Origin of the sequence: Paraburkholderia sp. HD33-4 (assembly GCF_021390635.1) — a bacterium.
GTDB lineage: Bacteria > Pseudomonadota > Gammaproteobacteria > Burkholderiales > Burkholderiaceae > Paraburkholderia.
This window is the reverse complement of sequence record NZ_JAJEJS010000001.1, coordinates 3,004,248-3,024,890: the sequence shown is the minus strand read 5'-3', so window position 1 is coordinate 3,024,890 and position 20,643 is coordinate 3,004,248. Positions and strand designations below refer to the sequence as shown.

18 protein-coding genes are annotated in these 20,643 nt (G+C 63.7%); 9 read left to right on the top strand and 9 right to left on the bottom strand.

Annotated elements, in window-relative coordinates:
* Positions 1-79 precede the first annotated feature (79 nt).
* The 7 genes from L0U84_RS13285 to L0U84_RS13255 form a co-directional block, all read right to left on the bottom strand.
* On the bottom strand, positions 80-628 hold the full coding sequence (locus L0U84_RS13285; protein ID WP_233850433.1) for a hypothetical protein: 549 nt from the start codon (positions 626-628) through the stop codon (positions 80-82).
* 247 nt (positions 629-875) lie between these two features.
* On the bottom strand, positions 876-1,262 hold the full coding sequence (locus tag L0U84_RS13280) for a Na+/H+ antiporter subunit G (RefSeq protein WP_233850432.1): 387 nt from the start codon (positions 1,260-1,262) through the stop codon (positions 876-878).
* A 14-nt stretch (positions 1,263-1,276) separates the two neighbouring features.
* Positions 1,277-1,552 carry a K+/H+ antiporter subunit F gene (locus L0U84_RS13275; RefSeq protein WP_233850431.1) on the bottom strand — a complete coding sequence of 92 codons (276 nt, stop codon included), beginning with the start codon at positions 1,550-1,552 and terminating at the stop codon, positions 1,277-1,279.
* The gene (locus tag L0U84_RS13270) at positions 1,546-2,040 is read right to left on the bottom strand and encodes a Na+/H+ antiporter subunit E (RefSeq protein WP_233852020.1); all 495 of its coding nucleotides are present in this window, start codon (positions 2,038-2,040) and stop codon (positions 1,546-1,548) included. The genes L0U84_RS13275 and L0U84_RS13270 overlap by 7 nt, the downstream gene beginning before the upstream one ends.
* 2 nt (positions 2,041-2,042) lie before the next feature.
* Positions 2,043-3,824: a monovalent cation/H+ antiporter subunit D gene (locus L0U84_RS13265; RefSeq protein ID WP_233850430.1), complete on the bottom strand. Its 1,782-nt coding sequence runs from the start codon at positions 3,822-3,824 to the stop codon at positions 2,043-2,045.
* On the bottom strand, positions 3,821-4,153 hold the full coding sequence (locus tag L0U84_RS13260) for a Na+/H+ antiporter subunit C (protein ID WP_129962882.1): 333 nt from the start codon (positions 4,151-4,153) through the stop codon (positions 3,821-3,823). Before L0U84_RS13260 ends, L0U84_RS13265 begins: the two co-directional genes overlap by 4 nt.
* The gene (locus L0U84_RS13255) at positions 4,153-6,954 is read right to left on the bottom strand and encodes a monovalent cation/H+ antiporter subunit A (RefSeq protein WP_233850428.1); all 2,802 of its coding nucleotides are present in this window, start codon (positions 6,952-6,954) and stop codon (positions 4,153-4,155) included. The genes L0U84_RS13260 and L0U84_RS13255 overlap by 1 nt, the downstream gene beginning before the upstream one ends.
* A gap of 349 nt (positions 6,955-7,303) precedes the next feature.
* On the opposite strand from L0U84_RS13255, the gene L0U84_RS13250 reads away from it, so the two are divergent.
* The 6 genes from L0U84_RS13250 (at position 7,304) to L0U84_RS13225 (ending at position 14,821) form a co-directional block, all read left to right on the top strand.
* The gene (locus tag L0U84_RS13250) at positions 7,304-8,302 is read left to right on the top strand and encodes a glycosyltransferase family 2 protein (protein WP_326491175.1); all 999 of its coding nucleotides are present in this window, start codon (positions 7,304-7,306) and stop codon (positions 8,300-8,302) included.
* Positions 8,280-9,671: a hypothetical protein gene (locus L0U84_RS13245; RefSeq protein ID WP_233850425.1), complete on the top strand. Its 1,392-nt coding sequence runs from the start codon at positions 8,280-8,282 to the stop codon at positions 9,669-9,671. Before L0U84_RS13250 ends, L0U84_RS13245 begins: the two co-directional genes overlap by 23 nt.
* 208 nt (positions 9,672-9,879) lie before the next feature.
* The gene (locus L0U84_RS13240) at positions 9,880-10,806 is read left to right on the top strand and encodes a class I SAM-dependent methyltransferase (RefSeq protein ID WP_233850424.1); all 927 of its coding nucleotides are present in this window, start codon (positions 9,880-9,882) and stop codon (positions 10,804-10,806) included.
* A gap of 75 nt (positions 10,807-10,881) precedes the next feature.
* Positions 10,882-12,078, top strand: a complete 1,197-nt coding sequence (locus L0U84_RS13235; protein WP_233850422.1) for a phytanoyl-CoA dioxygenase family protein — start codon at positions 10,882-10,884, stop codon at positions 12,076-12,078.
* A gap of 338 nt (positions 12,079-12,416) precedes the next feature.
* Positions 12,417-13,679, top strand: coding sequence for an MFS transporter (locus L0U84_RS13230; protein ID WP_233850420.1), 1,263 nt, complete (start codon positions 12,417-12,419; stop codon positions 13,677-13,679).
* Positions 13,680-13,735: 56 nt separating this feature from the next.
* Positions 13,736-14,821, top strand: coding sequence for an asparaginase (locus L0U84_RS13225; RefSeq protein ID WP_233850418.1), 1,086 nt, complete (start codon positions 13,736-13,738; stop codon positions 14,819-14,821).
* Positions 14,822-14,896: 75 nt separating this feature from the next.
* Here L0U84_RS13225 and L0U84_RS13220 read toward each other — a convergent pair whose 3' ends face one another.
* Positions 14,897-15,889, bottom strand: a complete 993-nt coding sequence (locus L0U84_RS13220; protein WP_233850417.1) for a chemotaxis protein CheV — start codon at positions 15,887-15,889, stop codon at positions 14,897-14,899.
* 354 nt (positions 15,890-16,243) lie between these two features.
* On the opposite strand from L0U84_RS13220, the gene L0U84_RS13215 reads away from it, so the two are divergent.
* From L0U84_RS13215 to L0U84_RS13205, 3 genes are all read left to right on the top strand, one after another.
* Positions 16,244-16,819: a DUF4142 domain-containing protein gene (locus L0U84_RS13215; protein ID WP_233850416.1), complete on the top strand. Its 576-nt coding sequence runs from the start codon at positions 16,244-16,246 to the stop codon at positions 16,817-16,819.
* A gap of 108 nt (positions 16,820-16,927) precedes the next feature.
* Positions 16,928-18,667: a tetratricopeptide repeat protein gene (locus L0U84_RS13210; protein WP_233850415.1), complete on the top strand. Its 1,740-nt coding sequence runs from the start codon at positions 16,928-16,930 to the stop codon at positions 18,665-18,667.
* A gap of 67 nt (positions 18,668-18,734) precedes the next feature.
* On the top strand, positions 18,735-19,760 hold the full coding sequence (locus L0U84_RS13205) for an aldo/keto reductase (protein ID WP_233850414.1): 1,026 nt from the start codon (positions 18,735-18,737) through the stop codon (positions 19,758-19,760).
* An 81-nt stretch (positions 19,761-19,841) separates the two neighbouring features.
* Here L0U84_RS13205 and L0U84_RS13200 read toward each other — a convergent pair whose 3' ends face one another.
* On the bottom strand, positions 19,842-20,585 hold the full coding sequence (locus tag L0U84_RS13200) for an SDR family oxidoreductase (protein ID WP_233850413.1): 744 nt from the start codon (positions 20,583-20,585) through the stop codon (positions 19,842-19,844).
* Positions 20,586-20,643: the final 58 nt, after the last annotated feature.

The following is a 20,643-nucleotide window of genomic DNA, read 5'->3' as shown; positions in this document are numbered from 1 at the left end:
GGATAACCATTGAAGGCTTCAATGAGTCATTCCAACGCCGACTGGAGCCATATACCACGTGGCTCCAGTGCGCATTAAATCAACTACCAGCCAATGCCGAGAATTGGGGATTAGTGACGACTTCCTTGAGGAGAGCCTGAACGGCAGGCGCGAACGCATTCGCCGTATTCTTGCAAGCCTCCATCGCGATCCAGCTTGTCTCGAAAGGGTACTTGATCGAAACGGAATACCCCTTGGATGTCGGAGAGTTCACGCGCATCTTAATCGTCCAGCTGGCCGGAGTAACCGAGCTGAAGCTCAGTTCTTCAATACGGCCTTCGATTTTCGCACCATGCACATCATAGGCCTGGGCCGTGAACAACTCCTTCTGGAAAGCGTCTTTAACGTACTGCGACAGTGTTTTTCCGGGTGAGACAATAACGTCGCCATTCATGCGGCACATCAGATGCTCGCTGACGCCCTCAGCCAGCGTGATGTTGCTCACACTGACCTTTTTGGTTTGCAACCCGGATTGGATTGCTACAACATTCTCTGTCGAAACCTCATAGGGAATCGACGCATTGGTGGTTTGGCAACCGGAGAGCAAAGTCACAGCGGCTAATCCGATGCAACCTGCAACGGCAGTCATTCTAAAGTTTCTCAATTGGTCCTCGCGTGTATTTGAGTCAAGTCGAATTGACTTTATGCTCCTCTGTATTACGGCGACCATTCGAAAAGCTTTAGGTCCAGTTATGACCAGGCGGTGGTGGGGTGATTGGAGGGCCGGTTTCGGAATCAAGGGCTTTTTATTTCGGCCGTCAATTTACTTTCCAATCTGGTGAGTGATGGATTTGCACACGCCGGAAGGTCATGGAAAGCCCGAGATTCGACAACTCTCAACCCTCATCTCCCTCCCGCACCTGCCTTGTGTCCCCGTGCTCAGCACAAGCTCCCGTAGCAGGCGGCCGCCCCCGCGTAGCCTCCGACAACGGCAGCCCCTGCTGAATCCCAGCCTTCGCCAGCATATGCGCACTAATCGGCGCGGTAAGAAACAAAAACGCCGGAATCAGCAACTCATGCAGACTCGCGAACTCCTGCTGCGCGCTGAAATACACCACCGACGCAAGCACGATGCCACCCACACCGAGCGTAGTCGACTTGGTCGGACCATGCAGCCGCATGAAGAAGTCAGGCAGCCGCGCGAGCCCGACCGCCCCGATCAGCGTAAACAGGCTACCGACGAGCAGCAGCACACAAACGATCGCTTCGACAAAGGTTTGCATCGCGATACCTTCCGCTAGTTGAGTTCGATGATGTCGCCGCGCTGCAGGTACTTGGTCAGCGCGACAGTGCCCACGAAGCCCATCACCGCGATCAGCAACGCAACTTCAAAAAGGACTGTCGAGCGCAGACTGATGCCGTAGACAACGATCAGCGCGATCGCGTTGATATTGAGCGTATCGAGAGCGACGATGCGATCGGGCAGCGACGGCCCGCGCACGAGGCGCCACAACGTGAGCAGGAACGCGAGGCCGAGGATCGCGAGCGAGATCGAAATCACGATGGCTAGCATGCGAAGATCTCCATCAAAGGGGCTTCATAGCGGGACTTGATCAGCGCGACGAGCGCCGCTTCGTCGTCGAGGTCGAGCACGTGCACGGCGAGGCGCGTGCGGTCGTCGCTGAGTTCGGCGCACAGCGTGCCGGGGCTCAGCGAGACTACGCTGATGAGGATCGTCAGCGCGATCTCGTGGGTGCTGTCGAGCGGCACTTCGATGAACGCCGGGCGCAGCCGCTTCGTGGGGCCGAGCACGAGCAGCGCGACCTCGACGTTGGCCACGATGATGTCGACCAATACATGCCAGGCGAGCCGCACGAGCAGCCACGGCCGGCCGAAATGCACCGGCCGCAGCCACAAGCCTTCGGCTACGCGATAAGAGATCACGCAGCCGAGCACGGCGCCGAGCAGCAGATTGCCCGGCGAGACGTCGTTCATCAGCAGCACCCAGCAGATGATCAGCAAGACGGTGAGCCAGGGGTGCGGGAAGAGCCTTTTCAGCATCATCAGTTCCCCTGAGCATCGGCCGTGGGCGCAGCGGCCGCTGGCGGCGAGGATCGCGCCGCGGGCAGGATCGCGTGCACGTAGGCCGCGCGATCGAACAGCTGAGTCGCCGTATCGGTCAGATAGTGCCGCACCGCGCCGGCGCCGAGCGTGATGGCCACGACGCAGCCGAGCAGCAGTGCGCAGGCGGCGAGCTTCGCATTGCTGCCGCGCGGTGCGCGCTCCTCCTTGCCGGCGGCGGCGCGCGCGGCCGGCGCGGCCCACATCAGGCGCGTGCCGGTGCGGCTCAGCGCGACGATCGACAGCAGGCTCGACAGCAGCACGGCCGGCCATAGCACGGCTGCCGCGCCGGTCGGCGTGGCGGCCAGCACCATTGCCTTGCCGAGGAAGCCCGACAGCGGCGGCAGGCCCGCGGCGCCCACCGCGGCGATCAGATAGAGCAGCGCGGCGAGGTTCGACGGCCACGCTGTATGCGTGCGCGGAACCGCTTCAACGGAAGCTTCGGCTTCGGTGTGGGCCGGCTCCTCGGCAAGCACGGCGAGCGCGTCGGCCGCCTCGACCTCCAGCGGCTGCACGCGCGCAAGCGTCGCCACCGCTTCGCCGTCCGGGGCGGGCGAGATGGCCGCTCCGGACGCGTCGTCGAGTGCTTCGAGCGAGCCGGGCTCGCTCACATCGGCATCGGCGAAAACCGCGGCATGGGCGGCGCGCGGCGCCGGCGCCTGCTCGGGTTCGAGCGTGTCCGCGAGCAGGAACAACGCGCCCGTGCAGAGCGTCGTGCTGATCAGGTAGTAGAGCAGTGCGCTCCATGCAAGCGGCGTCTGTTGCGCGATCGCCGCGATCAGCAGTCCAACCGACACCAGCACCAGATAGCCCGTCGTGGTCTTCAGACTCGATACCGCGAGCGCACCCAGCGCGCCGAACACGATCGTCGCGATCGCGAGCCACCACGCCCATTGCTGCATGAATGCATCGAGCACCCCGCCCGCCGCGCCGAACACGAGCGCGTCACAGCGCAGCATCGCGTAAATGCCGACCTTGGTCATGATCGCGAACAGCGCGGCCACCGGGCCGATGGCGCTGCGGTAGGCCTGCGGCAACCAGAACGACATCGGAAACACGGCGGCCTTGAGGCCGAACACGAGCATCAGCGTCGCGCCCGCGAACTGCGCGAGCGGCAGCGACTCTGGGCCCAGACGCGCCAGACGTTCGCCCATGTCGGCCATGTTGAGCGTGCCCGTGATGCCATAGAGCACGCCGATCCCGATCAGAAAGAACGATGAGCCGACGAGGTTCATCAACAGATAGTGCAGTCCGTTGCGCACGCGTCGCGCGCCGCCGCCATGCAGCAGCAGCGCGTACGACGCGATCAGCAGCAGTTCGAAGAACACGAACAGGTTGAACAGATCACCCGCGAGGAAGGCGCCGTTCAGGCCCATCAGTTCGAACTGGAACAGCGCGCGGAAATAGCGGCCGCGCCTCGCGTCCTCGCTCGAGGTGCCGAGCAGGCAGCAGACCGCGAGCACGGCGGTGAGCACTAGCATCAGCGCGCCGAGCCGGTCGAGTTCCAGCACGATGCCGAACGGCGCGGGCCAGGCGCCGAGCGCGTAGCTGACGATCTCGCCTTGCGCCGCGCGCGCCATCAGCAGGCACGCGACGGGCAGCAGCGCGACGATCGCGACCGCGTTCAGCGCACGCTGCAGGCGTTTTGCGCGCAGCGGCAGCGCGACGATGACACCCGCGGTAAAGAGCGGAATCAGGATTGGGAGCAGGAGAACGTGGTTCATTCGCCGCGCGTCTCCTCGCCATTGACGTGATCGTTGCCCGTGAGCGAAAACGAGCGCAGCGCGAGCACCACGGTAAAGGCCGTCATCGCGAAGCCGATGACGATGGCGGTCAGCACGAGCGCCTGCGGCACCGGATCGACGTATTGCGCCCCCGCCGCGATGACCGCGGGCTTGCCGATTGCAAGCCGTCCCATGCCGAGCAGGAACAGATTGATGGCATACGAGAACAGCGTGATGCCGAGAATCACGGGCAGCACGCGCGCGCACAGCAGCAGGTAGATGCCGCACGTGCAAAGCACGCCGATCGCGACGGCAAAGACGGCTTCCATCAGCTCTTCTCCACGGATTGCATGTCTTTGTCGCGCACGCCGAGGTGCGAGACGATCGTGAGCGTCGTGCCGACCACCGCGCCCATCACGCCGAGATCGAACAGCATCGCCGTGGACAGTTCGACTTCTCCGATCAGCGGCAGGTGCAGGTGCCCGAACGCACTGGTCAAAAACGGCTGGCCGAACGCGAGACTGCCGAGCCCCGTGGTCGCCGCGATCAGAATGCCGAGGCCCGCGAGCGCGCGGTAGTTGAGGTGGATGCGCGACTCGGTCCACAGCACACCGCTCGCGACGTACTGCATCAACAGCGCGATCGAGACGATCAGCGACGCGATGAAGCCGCCGCCGGGCAGGTTGTGGCCGCGCAGGAACACGAATACGGCGACGAGCATCGTGAGCGGCAGCATCAGTCGCGCGAGGATCGCCAGCATCAGCGGATGCGATTGCGACGACCACGGCCGGCCGTCCGGGCCCGCATCGGGCGACTTCAGGCGCAGCCCGCGCAGCAGCGCCTTGACGGCGAGCCCCGCCACCACGAGCACGCTGATTTCGACCATCGTGTCGAAGCCGCGGAAATCCACCAGGATCACGTTGACGACGTTGTGGCCGCCGCTGCCGGGCAGCGCGTTGGCGAGGAAGTACGGTGCGATGCCCGGCAGCGGCGCGCTCGTCATGATCCGGTACGTCACGCCGCCGAGCAGCGCACCGCCCGCGAGCGCGAGCACGCCGTTGCGCAGCCGCACCGGCAGCGGCTCGACGGCGCCTTGCAGTGCGGGCAGAAAATAGACGGCCAGCACGAGCAGCAGGATCGTGACCACTTCGACGGAAATCTGGGTGAGCGCGAGATCGGGCGCGGAGAAGCGCACGAAGGCAAGCGACACGAGCAGTCCGCAGGTGCTCAGCATCACGAGCGCGTAAAGCGTGCGCGCACGCACGAGCACCACGCCGATGGCGAGCAGCGACATCAGCGCGAGGCCGACCAGCGTGAACGGATCGAGCGGCAGGCGCGCGTGGCTGCCGCTCCAGGCGTCGAGCGCGATCAGCGACACGCCCGGCACGATCAGCGTCGCCGCGATCATCCACGCGAGGTAGGCCGGCAACGAGCGTGTCTCGAACATGCGCACGATCACGCCGGCGCTTCGTTCGAGCCGCTGTACGAGGCGGTCGAAAATCTCGCTCGCGTTCAGCTCGGTCAGCAGCGTGCGGTGATGGCGGAACGCATTGCGGCGCCGGAAAAACAGCGCCGCGCCCGCCGCGAACGACACCACGCTCATCACGAGCGGCGTGTTGATGCCGTGCCACAGGCTCAGGCTGTAGTCGGGAAGCTTGCCGCCTAGCGTGATCCACGCCGCCGATTCGAGCAGCCTGCCGATACTTTGCTGCGGGAACAGGCCGATCAGCAGGCACAGCGCCACCAGAATCTCGACCGGCAGCCTCATGAAGCGCGGCGCCTCGTGCGGCGGATAGTGCGGCAGATCGCGCGGCGTCTCGCCGTCGAAAAACACGCCCCAGACGAAACGCAGCGAGTACGCGACGGAGAGCGCGGCCGCCACGATCGCGATGACCGGCACGGCGAGGTTCAGCGGCCCGAACATGCTTTGCGCCAGGGTTTCGCCGAAGAACATTTCCTTGGAGAGAAAGCCGTTGAGCAGCGGCACGCCGGCCATCGCCAGCGACGCCACGCTCGCGAGCGCGGCCGTATGCGGCATGTAGCGGCGCAGGCCGCGCAGACGGCCCAGATCGCGCGTGCCGGTTTCGTGATCGATGATGCCCGCCGCCATGAAGAGCGACGCCTTGAACACGGCATGGTTCACCGTGTGAAAGAGCGCGGCGACGGTCGAGAGCTGCGTGTCGAGGCCGAACAGCAGCACGATCAGGCCGAGATGGCTGATGGTCGAATAGGCGAGCAGGCCCTTCAGATCGCGCTGGACCAACGCCATCCCCGCGCCGCCGACGAGCGTGACGAGCCCGGCCACTGTCGCCGTGTATGCCCATAGCTGGGTCCCTTCGAAGACCGGATAGAGACGCGCGAGCAGGAACACGCCGGCCTTCACCATCGTCGCCGAATGCAGATAGGACGAGACGGGTGTGGGCGCCGACATCGCGTGCGGCAGCCAGAAGTGGAAAGGAAACTGCGCCGACTTCGTGAACGCCGCGAACAGCGTGAGCAGCAGGATCGCCGGGTAGAGCGGATCGTGCTGCACCTTGCCGACCTGCGTGAGTACCTCGTCGAGCTCGTAGCTGCCGCAGACATGGCCGAGCAGCAGCACCGCCGCAAGCAGCGCGAGACCGCCCGCGCCGGTGATGGTGAGCGCCATGCGCGCGCCGCGCCTCGCGTCGGGCCGCGAAGGCCAGAAGCCGATCAGCAGGAACGAGACGAGGCTCGTCAGTTCCCAGAAGATCACGAGCAGCAACAGGTTGTTCGACAGCACGACGCCGAGCATCGCGCCCATGAACAGCAGAAGCAGCAGGTACAGACGCGGCAACGCATCGCTGCCGGCGAGGTAGTAGCGTGCATAGATGAAGACGAGCAGACCGATCGCGAGCACGAGCAGCGCGAACATGAACGACAGGCCGTCGAGGCGCAGCGATAGCGCGAGGCCAACATCGGGCACCCACTGATGGCGCCATTGCAGCACGTCGTGGTCGGCCATGCCTACGCGTTCGCTCAGCAGCAGCCCGCAGCCGAACAGCGCCGCCGCGAACGCGATCCCGGTAGAGAGCGCGTCAGCGTGGCGCCGCGTGAGCGCAATCAGTGCCGCTGCTACGAATGGAATTGCGACGAGCCACCCCAGTGCCATTCGATCCCCTCCGGGAGTTCCGGTGCGTGTCAGACGGTGTGGCTGGCCGGTGGGGCAGGCGGGAATCTCGCCTTCCGGACGGCTGCCCAAGGCACACAATCATAGCCGCAACCAACTCTCGCGTGGCCTGAGCTTCGGCAGCGGCAGATGACGTTTCGGTGTCGATAGGCAGCTTAATTTCGAGACATCTGCTTGGGGGTATCATTCGAAAACCGGCTATTAAACAAATGCCAATTTAAAAATGAAAATTAACGGTTCACATTTGTTGAACCCCGTCGGCGCCTCGCTAGCCACTAGTCCAATGCAATCTGGATCGGCTCGGCGCCTCTTCGGAAAGGGGGCGTAACCCGTGGCAAACCAATCGAGCCACACCGACCTGCTGTCGATCGTCGTTCCGTTCTACAACGAGGAAGAAATGATCGGTCGGTTCTTCCGCGAAGTCTGCTCCGTCATGGAGACAGTGCCCAATAGCAGGTTCGAAATCGTCTGCGTGAACGACGGAAGCCGTGACGCGACGCTTCCTCTTTTGCTCAAGCAGGCTGCGCACGACTCCAGAATCAAGGTCATCGACCTTTCGCGCAACTTCGGCAAGGAAGCTGCGTTGACCGCTGGCCTCGACCATTCGACCGGTGACGCGGTCATACCGTTCGATGCGGATCTGCAAGACCCACCCGGCGCGATTCCGGATCTGGTCAGCAAGTGGCGCGAAGGATACGACGTCGTGCTTGCGATGCGCGCCGAGCGCACTACCGACAGCTACGCCAAACGCAATTCGGCATCCATGTTCTATCGCGTCCACAACGCGATATCGGAGTTGCCGATCCCCGAAAATGCGGGCGATTTTCGCCTGATGTCGCGCAGCACGGTCGATGCGCTGAAGCAGTTGCCAGAGACGCGTCGGTTCATGAAGGGCCTGTTCGCCTGGGTGGGAGGCAAGACCGCGGCCATCGAGTACGTGCGGCAGCCAAGAGCGGCAGGAGCGAGCAAGTTCTCCGGATGGAAGCTATGGAACTTCGCACTGGAAGGCGTCACCAGTTTCAGCACGCTGCCGCTGCGGGTATGGACCTACATTGGCGGCGCCACGGCACTGCTCGCCATTCTGTATACGGCTTATCTGATCGTCCGGACCGTCGTACACGGTATCGATGTGCCCGGCTATGCGTCGATCATCACGGCGATCCTGTTTCTCGGCGGCATGCAACTGATCGGTATCGGCGTCATCGGAGAGTACGTCGGGCGGATGTACGTTGAATCGAAACGGCGCCCCGTTTATATCGTGCGCAACTTCTACAAAGGCGGAGAAACTCCCGAAGCAATTTCAATCGATGAAAAATACCAATCAAAATAACAATTCGCTGATCGTTGTCGCGCTGCTCGTCTGTGCCGTTACATTCCTCGCTTATCTAGGGCTCACGCCGCTTGGCGTCTGGCACGATGAATTCATCACGCTCGGTCACGTCAGGGAAGACGGATTTGGGATCATCAGGGAGCGTCTTCTGCACTGGAGCCCACGTCCACTGTCCGAAATGTTCCTCTGGGCGTACGGCATAGCAGTCGAAAAAACCAATCGGCCTTTGATCGCCACCGCATTGCTGCCGACCTGGGTGCTGCTTTTTTGCGCCGTGCTCGGCCCATCGGCGAAAACGCGCAAGGGCTTCGTTGCTTCAGCGGTTCTGTTGATACTTCTTCTCGTCGGTCACAAAGTCGACGAGGTTTTTTACTGGCCTGTCGGCGCGTTGGCCTATGTGCCGACCGTGGCGGCCATGGCCATTCTTCTGTCGATCGATTTCGCCGGGTTTGCCGATACGACCGCGGGCCGCGTCGTCACGCTGATTGCGCTCGTGACGGCGGCCACGTCGACCGAAATCGGCGCGCTGTTCGCGGCGGGCTATTGCGTGCTTGCCCTGGTCGTTTCGGTCATCACCAAAGACCGGCTCAAGCTGTGGTGGTTGGTGCCTTTCGCGATCTCGCTCGGTGTGCTTTACATGATGGTGACGGGAAGAGTGGAAAAGAACATCGAGATGTTCGGCGATCATTCCATCGTTCATCATCCAGCCGCAGCCTTGTGGGCCGCAGCCAGCAACTTCTGGGGGGAACTGTTCGGTACCGACGTGCAGAATGCGTCAACCCTCACTACATTGGCCGTCTACCATTCGAAGCTCGCGTTTTTCTGCGGTACGTATTTCCTTTTCTCTCTGGAGAAAGAGCCGACTCTCGGCAGAAGCCAGTTGATGCGGCTCGGGCTCGCTATTTCGCTGATCGGCGCGGCCTTCCTGATGCTCGCGGCGGCTTATTTCCAATTCGGCATGGCTTGTTGTGAACGTCATGCGACCATGCGGCAGGCTTATTTTTACATCGCACTTGGTGCGCTGGGTCTTTTTGCGGCAAGGTTCCGTCCAGTGCGCGCACCGCGTGCTGGACTCTGGTTGTTGATCGTCTCCGTTTTGCTGCCCTTATCGACGGAAATATCGGGCATCGCGAACGATTATCGACACTACCGGGCGATTATGGATGCCCGCATCGCCATGTGGGAGTCCGGATTATCGTCGGGTGACAGCATGACTGTTTCGCCAATGCCGCCTGCCAGAATCGCGGGCAGCTACGATCTGCCAGCCGGCGCATTTGTCGAAGGCGATGGCAAAGGCGGACCCTATGCGATGGGCATGCAGTACTTCTTCAAAAAGAAATCAGTGATCTTTGATTTGCCCAGCCCATAGCGCAAGCCACGCAGACCACGCAATCACGCAAGCCAAACGATCCGGGCGCGTTGGCGCCCGGTATCGACCCGATCGGCACCGGGTTCGAGGCTGCGTTTGCCGCCAGAGCGCCAACCGGCCGTCCGTTCGCGACTCTCGGCGTGCGAGCCGCGGCGCCGCGGCCCATTCTTTCCTAAGGCGAGTTTCGATCGTGCCATAATCGGCAAACTTGACGACTGATCGAGGCGCCAAATTGACAGGAACTGAACTGGATCTGTACTCCACCGAAGAACCAGACCACGCTCTGGCTTTCAATCTTTTCAATGGCACATGGGTGTCGGACGTGCCGGGTTACGGTTTAGGCACGGCACCCCATTTCGACGACGGGCGGCTGCACTGGTTCGAGACAGTGTGCGGCGGATTCTCCGGAAAAAGCGTGCTCGAACTCGGCCCCATGGAAGGCGGCCACACGTTCATGATGGCCAAAGGCGGCGCTTCTCGTGTCCTTGCGGTCGAGGCGAATTCCAAGTCCTTTCTGAAATGCCTGCTCGTGCAGAATGCATTGAAGTTCAATGCAGAATTCATGTATGGCGATTTCAGAGAATTGCTGAAAAAGCGAGATCAGCGATTCGATATGATTCTCGCCAGTGGCGTGCTTTATCACATGATCGATCCGGTATCGCTACTGGAAAACATGGCGCACGCGTCGGACTCGATCTGCATCTGGACTCACTATTACGATGCCGAGGTCGCGCGCACGAATTCGAACATGCAGAACCATGTCGATCCGACGCCAACCATCTCGGAGTTTCGCGGCCGCGAAGTTCATACCCATCGGTATAGCTATTTCGACAGTGTCAACAACGCGAAATTTATCGGCGGGACCGCGCCGCAAGCGAACTGGATGACCCGCGAGAGTCTGATGGCGGTGCTCGACGCCCTCGGTATGACGGTGATCGTCGGTCTCGACGATCGCGATCAACATCCGGCCGGCCCGTCAATTCTTCTTTATGCTGCGCATATTCCGAATTTCAACGAAGCGAAATATCTTCAGCTCAACCCCGACGTAGCAGAAGCCGTAGCGCAAAAGCACATCGGCTCTGGCGCGGAACACTACATCCGCTATGGCCGTGCGGAAGGGCGCTCGTTCGGGTGATCGACACCGCACGGCGCGCGTCCTGTTCAAACCAGCTACCCTGAAACGCGAACCTGGAAAGCTTTCCGTAAAAACATGGATACTCTCGAGAATCAGCGCTTTTTCGATCAGCCCGTAGTCGCGGACGTTCCGATCGACAGTCAGACTCAGGTTTTCAAATTCGAAAAATTTCCCGCGGCGGGGCCGACTCCCTGGCTCGATCGACCGGATGCGCTGGAGCGCGTCGCCGAGTTGTTGTCCCAGGAAGTGATCAACGAGCAGCAAGCCGAATGGTGCCGAAAATGGGTGAACGACGGCTACCTGATCATTGAAGGTTTCTTCAAGGACGAACAGCTCGATGCGACGTGGCAAGCCTATGAAAGCGCGATCGCCGACGGCACGCTGCGGCCGCCGCACGAGCCGCTTTTCGAAGGCGATACGCTGCCCGGGCGCACGCTGAATCCGCATTTCAACGTGCCGGCCGTTCGCGAAATGCTGTTCGACGCGCGCATGAATGAGATCGTGAGCCTGTTGCTGGGCGCGAAATCGGCGCCGTTCCAGACGATCGGCGGTCACAAGAGCAGCGAGCAGCTCGAGCATTCGGATTCGATTCACATGTCGACCTATCCGAACGGCTATCTGGTCGCCAACTGGATCGCCTTCGAGGACATTCATCCGGACTCGGGCCCGCTCGTTTATCACCCCGGCACGCACAAGCTGCCGTATCTGATGTCGACGGAACTCGGCATGCCGTTCGGTTGCGGTTATTCCGCTTATCACGACATCTACGAACCTGCGATTCAGAAGCAGATCGCTGAACATTCGTCGGGCCCGAAGTATTTCTACCCGAAGAAGGGCGATGTGCTGCTGTGGCACGCGAACCTGCTGCACGGCGGCAGCAAGATCCGCGATCCGGAGCACGTGAGCCGCAAGGCACTGGTTTGCCATTTCTTCGCGGATGGCTGTCTGTGCTATCACGACCTGACCGGCATGCCGTCGAGCCTCACGCCAATCGTCAACTTCGACGGCGATGCGTACCTCGACGCCAATCCGGACGTGGCGGCGAGCGGCGGCAATGCATTGCAGCACTACATCTACTACGGTCGATTCGAAGGCCGCCCGTTGAACAGCGCCGCATCGTTACAACGCAAGGCGCGGCTCGCCGAACTGCCTGACGGTTTCGATCCGAAGCTCTATCTCGAAGCGAATCCCGACGTCGCCGCGGCCGGGGTCGACGCGATCGATCACTTCGTCGAGTTCGGCCGCGCCGAGGGCCGGCCGCTGCGCCCGTAGTCGCGCATGGCGCCGAGGCAGGCGAGGGCGGGCCTGCTTCGGCAAAATCGACGCTAATGCGTGTCGCACGCCTTCGCGTGCGACGTCGCGCGCAAAGGCTTCCGTGCAGGCTGACGTTCCGCCTCCACCGGAGCATGCACGTTCGAGCGCCCCCACGCCGATCAGCCTCTGCGCGCGACGCTCGGGTCGTCCCGCCTCTAGCCGCCATCAAGCCGGCACCGGCCGCCTCGCCATCGCGCCGCCTGTGCCAGCCCGCTTTCTGCAGGCCCTCCGATCTTGCTCTAAACTAGCGCCCGCCCAACCCACGCCCCGATGCGCCCCGTCACGAGCAACAACCGATGCCCCCAGCCTCCCCCGATCCCGCCGATTCCCCGAATTTCAGCCTGCCGAAACACCCGCCGTTCCAGCGTTTCTGGTGCACCCGCATCCTGTCGTCGCTGTCGTTCCAGATGCTCGCGGTCGCGATGGGCTGGCATGTCTACGCGCTTACGCATAGCGCGTTCGCACTGGGTCTCGTCGGTCTCGCGCAGTTTCTGCCGATGTTCCTGCTGACGCTCGTGGTCGGCCATGTCGCCGATCGTTACGATCGCCGCCGCATCGCCGCCGTCTGCCAGAGCCTCGAAAGCGTCGCCGCCTTGCTGTTCGCGATCGGCACCTTCGGCGGCTGGATCAGCGCACCGGTCATCTACGTGCTGGCTGCCTGCGTGGGCGCGTCGCGCGCGTTCGAATCTCCGGCGGTGGCGTCGCTGCTGCCTGCCGTCGTGCCGCGCGGCTATCTGCCGAAGGCGACCGCATGGGCCACGTCCGCCAATCAGACCGCGCAGATCGCCGGGCCCGCGCTCGGTGGTCTGTTGTACGGCATCGGTCCCGGTGCCGCGTATCTCGCGTGCACGCTGTCGTTCGCGGCCGCGGCGGCATCGGTATGGAGCATTCCGCTGCAGATGAAACCGGCGAGCCGCGCGCCCGTCACGCTCGAATCGATCTTTTCGGGCATCGCGTTCATTCGCCGCGAGCCGGTGATTCTCGGCGCGCTGTCGCTCGATCTGTTCGCGGTGCTGTTCGGCGGCGCGACCGCGTTACTGCCGATCTTCGCGCGCGACGTGCTGCACGCGGGCCCGATCGGACTCGGCCTGTTGCGCTCGGGCACGGCGATCGGCGCGCTCGCGGGCACCATCTGGCTCGCGCATTTTCCGTTGCGCAATCGGCCCGGCGCGGCGATGTTCGGCGGCGTGATCGCGTTCGGCCTCGCGACGATCGTGTTCGGGCTGTCGCATCAGTTCCTCGTGTCGCTGCTCGCGCTGATGGTGCTCGGCGCATCGGACACGATCAGCGTGGTGGTGCGGCTGTCGCTCGTGCAATTGCGTACGCCCGATGAAATGCTCGGCCGCGTCAGCGCGGTCAATTCGCTGTTCATTGGGACGTCGAATCAATTGGGCGAGTTCGAATCGGGCCTGACGGCAGGTTGGTGGGGCGCGCAGCCGGCGGTGCTGGTCGGCGGTGTCGCGACGATCGCGATCGCGCTGTTGTGGATGCGGTTCTTTCCCGAACTACGGCACACGCGCACGCTCGAGCGTGAAGAGGCGCTCGCGGCGAGCGCCTGATCGCGAGGCCTTGGGCGCCAGCGCCCGATCAACGACATGACGAGGAGACGATACCGATGAGCCAGTCCGAACTGCAATCCGCCGCGCCGGTCGCGGCGACCATCTATCGCGGCGAGTCGATCGAGAACACGCATCTCGCGCACGTCGCGGTCGTCGATGCGGATGGTCGTCTGCTGTATTCGTTCGGCGACGCCGCGCGCATGACGCTCGCGCGCTCCGCGGCGAAACCGGCCCAGGCGCTCGCAGTGCTCGAAACCGGCGCGCTCGAGCGTTGCGGCTTCGACGAGGCCGACCTCGCGCTGATGTGCGCATCGCACAGCAGCGAACCGCGTCATATCGAACGTACGCGCAGCATGCTCGCGAAGGCGCAGGCGAGCGAGGCCGATTTGCGGTGCGGCGGTCATCCGCCGTTGTCGGACGCGGTGTACGTCGACTGGATCCGGCGCGGCTTTACGCCCACCGGCGTGTGCAGCAACTGTTCGGGCAAGCACGCGGGCATGCTGGCCGGCGCGGGTTCGATCGGCGCGGCGCTCGCCGGCTATGAGTTGCCCGGGCATCCGTTGCAGGTGCGCGTGAAGCAGACGGTCGCGAGCGTGTGCGATTTGCCCGACGACGGCGTGCAATGGGCGATCGACGGCTGCAATCTGCCGACGCCGGCGTTTCCGCTCGACCGGCTCGCGCGTCTGTTCGCGAAGCTCGCGGCGGCGCAGGATCAACAGCAAGCCGACACTGCCGCGCTGCCGCCGCGCACGGCCGCGCTCGCGCGCATCTATCGCGCGATGACGTCGTACCCGGAACTGGTCGGTGGGGAAGGGCGCTTCTGCACACTGCTGATGCAGGCTTTCGATGGCGCGCTGGTCGGCAAGGTCGGCGCGGACGGCAGCTATGCGATCGGCGTGCGCGCGTCGCGGCAGACCGCGCGCCTCGGCGCGAAGGGCGCGCTAGGCATCGCGCTGAAGGTCGAGGACGGCAATCTCGCCGCGCTCTACGCGCTCACCGCCGAGTTGCTCGCCGTGCTCGACATCGGCACGCCTGAACAACGCGCGGCGCTCGACGGCTTTCATGCACCGAAGCGGCTCAATACGATGGGCGTCGAGATCGGCCGGATGGACTTCTCGATCGAGCTTGCCGCGCATCGCTAAGCGCGGCGGGACACGGCGTACGGCCCGTTAGCACCGGCTGCCGCGCTCCGATCGACTGCTCGACGCGGCCAACCCTCAGGCCGCCGCCGCTTTCGCCGGCGCGGCGCCCAGCGCTTGACGGATCGCATCGGCGAGCTCGCTCGCCGCGAACTTCGCGACATAGCCGTTCGCGCCCGCGTTCTTCACATGCGCCTCGTTCGCCGCGCCCGTCAATGACGAGTGAATGATCACCGGAATATCGCGCGTGCGTTCGTCGGCCTTGATCTGGCGCGTCAGCATGAAGCCGTCCATTTCCGGCATCTCGAGATCGGTCAATACCAGCGCGATGCTGTCTTTCGCGCGAGCGCCCTTCTGCTGCGCTTCGCGTGCGACCTGCTGCAGCGTTTGCCACGCCTCTTCGCCGGTCTTCGTCATGATGTAGTCGGCGCCGATCGCGGCGAGCGCCTGCTCGATCAGCTTGCGCGCGAAGCCGGAGTCGTCGGCGGCGAGGATCTTCGTGCCGCGGCGGATGCCGAGCGCTTCGCCGACCGAGGTCGGATCGACGCTCGGATGCTGCGACGGGAACACGTCGCGCAACACCTGCTCGACATCGATCACCTGGGCGAGCCGCGAGTCGCCGGTGTTGCCGTCGATCCGCGCGATGCTGGTGACGAGCTTGCCGCCCGCCGAGCCATCGGCCGACAGCACCTGGTTCCATTCGAGCCGCACGATGTCGTCGACTTCCTCGACCGCGAAGGCCTGGGTCGAACGCGCGAATTCGGTGACGAGCAGGATGTTCAGGCCGCGCGTTGGCTCGCAGCCCATCAGCCGCGGCAGGTCGATCACGGGGATGATCTGCCCGCGAATGTCGACCGCTCCCATCACGTACGGCGACGATCCGGCGATCGGCGTGACGGTCGGCATCGTCGAGATTTCGCGCACCTTGAACACGTTGATCCCATACAGCTCGTGCGCGTCGCTGCCCGGCACGCGGCCGAGGCGGTATAGCAGCAGCTCGAACTTGTTGGAACTCGTCAGATTGCTGCGTTCGGTGTTGCGCTCGTGATTGGCACGGTGATCGTCTGCCATCGGAATCGTTCTCCAGAATTGCGGTGCTGAGCGGCGGTGCTGAGCGGTGCCTGTTTCTGGTTATCGGCGTCGACGGCGAAAAATTCAGCACTGCGTGGCAGTTTCGAGCGGCACGTGATTCACGCGAATAAGGCAAACGTATGCGCAATCATATGAAGGTTACCTAAGGTTACAGAAGCGACAGCAGCGTTTCACCTGCGCGACGGCGTGGCTTCTAGAATCGGCAGCGATAAAAGCGTGGCGCCGCGCTGGGCTCGCAAGCAGTCCGCAGCGCGTTTTGCATCGCACGCTTTGTTCGCGGCGCACACGTGCCTCTCGTTTTGCTTTCAGATGCTTTCACCTCAAGGAGAACGTATGATCCGCCTGCCTTCCGCCACTTCCGTTGCTTTGACCCGCCTCGCCGCCGCTGCCTGCTTCGGCGGTCTTCTGACGGTCGCTTCGGTGGCCAGCGCGCAGAGCGCCGCGCCCGCGGACACGGCCCGCCTGCATGCCGCCGACCAGAGCTTCATCGCGGACGGCACGCAAGCCGTCGCTACGCAGCGCGATGCCGCGCGTATCGCGACCGCGCGGTCGGCCGACCGCGACGTGAAGGCCTTCGCCGAACGCGTGTCGAACGACGACGCGAAGATCACCGACGCGTTGCGCGCGGCGAGTCCGCGTGGTGTCGACGTGCCGAAGAACGATCCCGATGCGGCCGTGCTGGCCAGCATCAACAATCTGCGCGGCGCGGACTTCGACAAGAAGTACATCGAGCAGGTCGCGCTTGCGGGTGAACAGAAAGCGCTGTCCGCGTTTCAGGCGGAGATCGCGTCGGGCCGCGACGAGCAGTTGAAGGCCGCCGCGAAGGAGGCGCTGCCGACGATCCAGCAGCACTATGCGATGGCGCAGGAGCTCGCCAAGCGCAAGCACCTTTCGGTGACCGCGCAGTAAGCGGCGTTGCGTCGCCACGCGGCAGCGGCGGTACTTCGAAGCCGGGCATTTCGGCGATAATCGTGCGCTTCCTTCGACGATTCTCCGCGCCTTGATTCCGGGTACCGCATGAGCAAGCAAGCCAGTCTGCCGCAACAGTTGGACCACCTGCTTCGACAAGCCGTCGCGCTTCAGCAGAACGGCGCGCTCGTCGAAGCGGAGGAGATGTATCGCGAGATTCTCGAACTGAAGCCGAAGCATGGCGACGCGTTGCGCTGGCTCGGCGAACTCGCGCTGCAAACGGGCCGCTTGCAGGAAGGCGTCGATCTGCTGAAAAAAGCGCTCGCGGTGAACGCGAAACAGCCGGCCGTGCATTCGAATCTCGCCTATGCGCTGAACGCATTGCAGCGTCACGATGAAGCGCTCGCCTGCGTCGAGCGGGCGCTCGCGCTGCAGCCGAAATTCGCCGATGCGTTGAACAATCGCGGCAATGCATTGGCGGCGCTGAACCGTCCGCTCGATGCGCTCGCAAGCTACGAACGCGCGCTTTCGCTCGTGCCGGAGTTCGCGCCGGCATGGAGCAACCGCGCGTGCGTGCTGCGCGATCTCGGCCGCTATGCCGATGCGCTCGATAGCTGCGACCAGGCGCTCGCGTTGCAGCCGAACTATCCGGACGCGTGGAGCAATCGCGGCAACGTGCTCGGCGATCTGAACCAGCCGCATGAAGCGCAGCGCTGCTACCAACGCGCGCTGGAACTCGCGCCTGCTTTCGTCGATGCATGGAACAACCTCGGTCTCACGCAGATCGATCTGAATCAACGCGACGAAGCGTTGTCGAGCTATCAGCGCGCGCTTGCGTTGAATCCGGCGTCGGTCGAAACGCACTGGAACCAGGCGCTGTGCCTGCTGCAGATGGGGCGCTTCGATACCGGCTGGCGCGAATACGAATGGCGTTGGGAGCGCAGCCGCATCAAGGCCGGCAGGCGTGCGTTCGCACAGCCGCTGTGGCTCGGCGAATTTCCGCTCGACGGCAAAACGATCCTGCTGCATGCGGAGCAGGGCCTGGGCGACACGCTGCAGTTCTGCCGCTATGCGCCGCTCGTCGCGAAGCTCGGCGCGAAGGTCGTGCTCGAAGTGCCGCGCGCGTTGTTGCGGTTGCTGTCGACGCTCGATGGTGTCGATCAGCTGGTCGAAGCGGGGCAGCCGTTGCCGCCGTTCGATTGTCATTGCCCACTGCTGAGCTTGCCGCTTGCGTTCGCGACGAACGAAGCGAGCATTCCGGCGGCGACGCCGTATCTTTTTGCGCAGCCAGCGGCCGTCAGCGAATGGCGCGAGCGTATCGAACACGACCTCGACGACAACGCGAATACCAACGCAATCAGGCCGCTGAAAGTGGGCCTCGTGTGGGCCGGCGAGAATCGCGCGCATGTCGCGGAATTGCGCAAGATCGACGCGCGTCGATCGCTCGCGTTCGAGCAACTCGTGCCGCTCCTCGATGTGCCGAACGTACGCTTCTTCAGCGTGCAGAAGGGCGCGGCCGCAGCGCAACTAGCCGAAAGCGCACACCGTGAACGCGTCGCCGATTACACGGAGCTGCTGCACGATTTCGCCGATACCGCCGCGCTCGTCGCCAGTCTCGATCTGGTGATTTCGGTCGACACGTCCACCGCGCATCTGGCCGGCGCGCTCGGCAAACCCGTCTGGATCCTGAACCGCTTCGACACCTGCTGGCGCTGGCTGCTCGAACGCAGCGACACGCCGTGGTATCCGTGCGCGCGGCTATTCCGTCAACCGGCGCTCGGCAACTGGGCCAGCGTGATCGACGCCGCGCGCGATGCATTGACCGAGTTGAGCGCGTCGTCTTCGTGACGAGTTTTCGCGCACGCGCGTAGACTGAACCTCCGTTCATCGACGGCAAGGCCACGGAGATTCTTCAATGGAATACAGACATCTGGGTGCATCGGGTTTCAAGGTGCCGGTGCTGAGTTTCGGCACCGGTACGTTCGGCGGCAAGGGTGAATTTTTTCAGGCATGGGGTGCGACCGACGTCGCCGAAGCGCGGCGTCTGATCGACATCTGCTTCGACGCGGGCGTCACGATGTTCGACACCGCCGACATCTATTCGAAGGGCGCGTCCGAGTCGGTGCTCGGCGAGGCGCTGAAGGGCAAGCGCGACAAGGCGATCATCTCGACCAAGGCGACGTTTCGTTTCGATGACGATCCGAACGGCGTCGGCTCCTCGCGCTTCCATCTGATCCGTGCGGTCGATGCCGCGCTCAAGCGTCTGCAAACCGATTACATCGACCTGTTCCAGTTGCACGGCTTCGACGCGAAAACACCGATCCCCGAAGTGCTGTCCACGCTCGACGACCTCGTGCGCGCGGGCAAGATCCGCTATATCGGCGTGTCGAATTTTTCCGGTTGGCATCTGATGAAGTCGCTCGATATCGCCGAGCGCTACGGCTATCCGCGCTATGTCGCGAATCAGACTTACTACTCGCTGGTCGGGCGCGACTACGAGTGGGAACTGATGCCGCTCGGCGTCGACCAGGGCGTCGGCGCCGTGGTGTGGAGTCCGCTCGGCTGGGGGCGTCTCACCGGCAAGCTCAAGCGCGGCCAGCCGCTGCCCGCGACGAGCCGTCTGCACAAGACCGTGGACATGGGCCCGCCGGTGCCGGACGAGTATCTGTTCCGCGTGCTCGACGCGCTTGACGAAGTCGCCGCCGAAACCGGCAAGACCGTGCCGCAGATCGCGCTGAACTGGCTGCTGCAACGGCCGACCGTCGCGACGCTGCTGATCGGCGCGCGCAACGAGGAGCAACTGCGGCAGAACCTCGGCGCGGTCGGCTGGAATCTGACGCCCGAGCAGGTTGCGAAGCTCGACGCGGCAAGCACGGTGCGCCCCGCGTATCCGTACTGGCATCAGGAAGGCTTCGCGGAACGCAATCCGAAGGCGGTTTGAGCGGCGAGGTCATCGAGCTTCACGCGCCGTAGCCGGCGCAATGCGGTGGCCCAGCGCATTGCGCCGGGCCACCGTATCGCATCAAGCCAGACCGCCATTGGCCCGCAACGTCTGCCCATTGACCCAGCCCGCATCCGGGCCGGCCAGAAACGCGACCACGCCCGCCACGTCTTCCGGCTCGCCGAGGCGTTGCAGCGGCGGCATCTTCGCGAACGTCTCGATCTGCTCGTCGGTCTTGCCTTCGAGGAACAGCGCGGTCGCGATCGGTCCCGGCGCGACCGCATTCACCGTGATGTTGCGTCCGCGCAGCTCCTTCGCGAACACGCGCGTGAACGCTTCGACGGCCGCCTTGGTCGCCGTGTAGATGCCGTAGCCCGGCAGGTTCAGCGCGAGCACGCTGGTCGAAAAATTGACGATGCGTCCGCCGTCGTTGAGGCGCGCGGCCGCTTCGCGCAGCGTGTTGAAGGTGCCGCGCACGTTGATGTCGAAGGTCTGGTCGTAGAGCGCGTCGGGCGTGTCGGCGAGCGGCGTGGGCTTCATCACGCCGGCGTTGTTGACGAGCACGTCGACCTGGCCGAGTTCGCGTTCGGTGATCTCGAACATGCGACGCACGTCGTCGGGCTTCGATACGTCCGCTTGCACCGCGACCGCCTTGCCGCCGGCTTCGCGGATCTTGCCGACGAGCGCGTCGGCTTCGCCCGCGCTCGATGCGTAGTTGACGGCGACCGCGAAGCCGTCCTTCGCGAGCCGCTGTGCGATCGCGGTGCCGATGCCGCGCGATGCGCCGGTCACGATGGCGACTTTCGGTTGTTGGTTCGTGCTCATGATTCGTTTCCTCACAGAAGGGTGGTGGTTCGGTGAGATGGATCATGAGCGCTTTCCG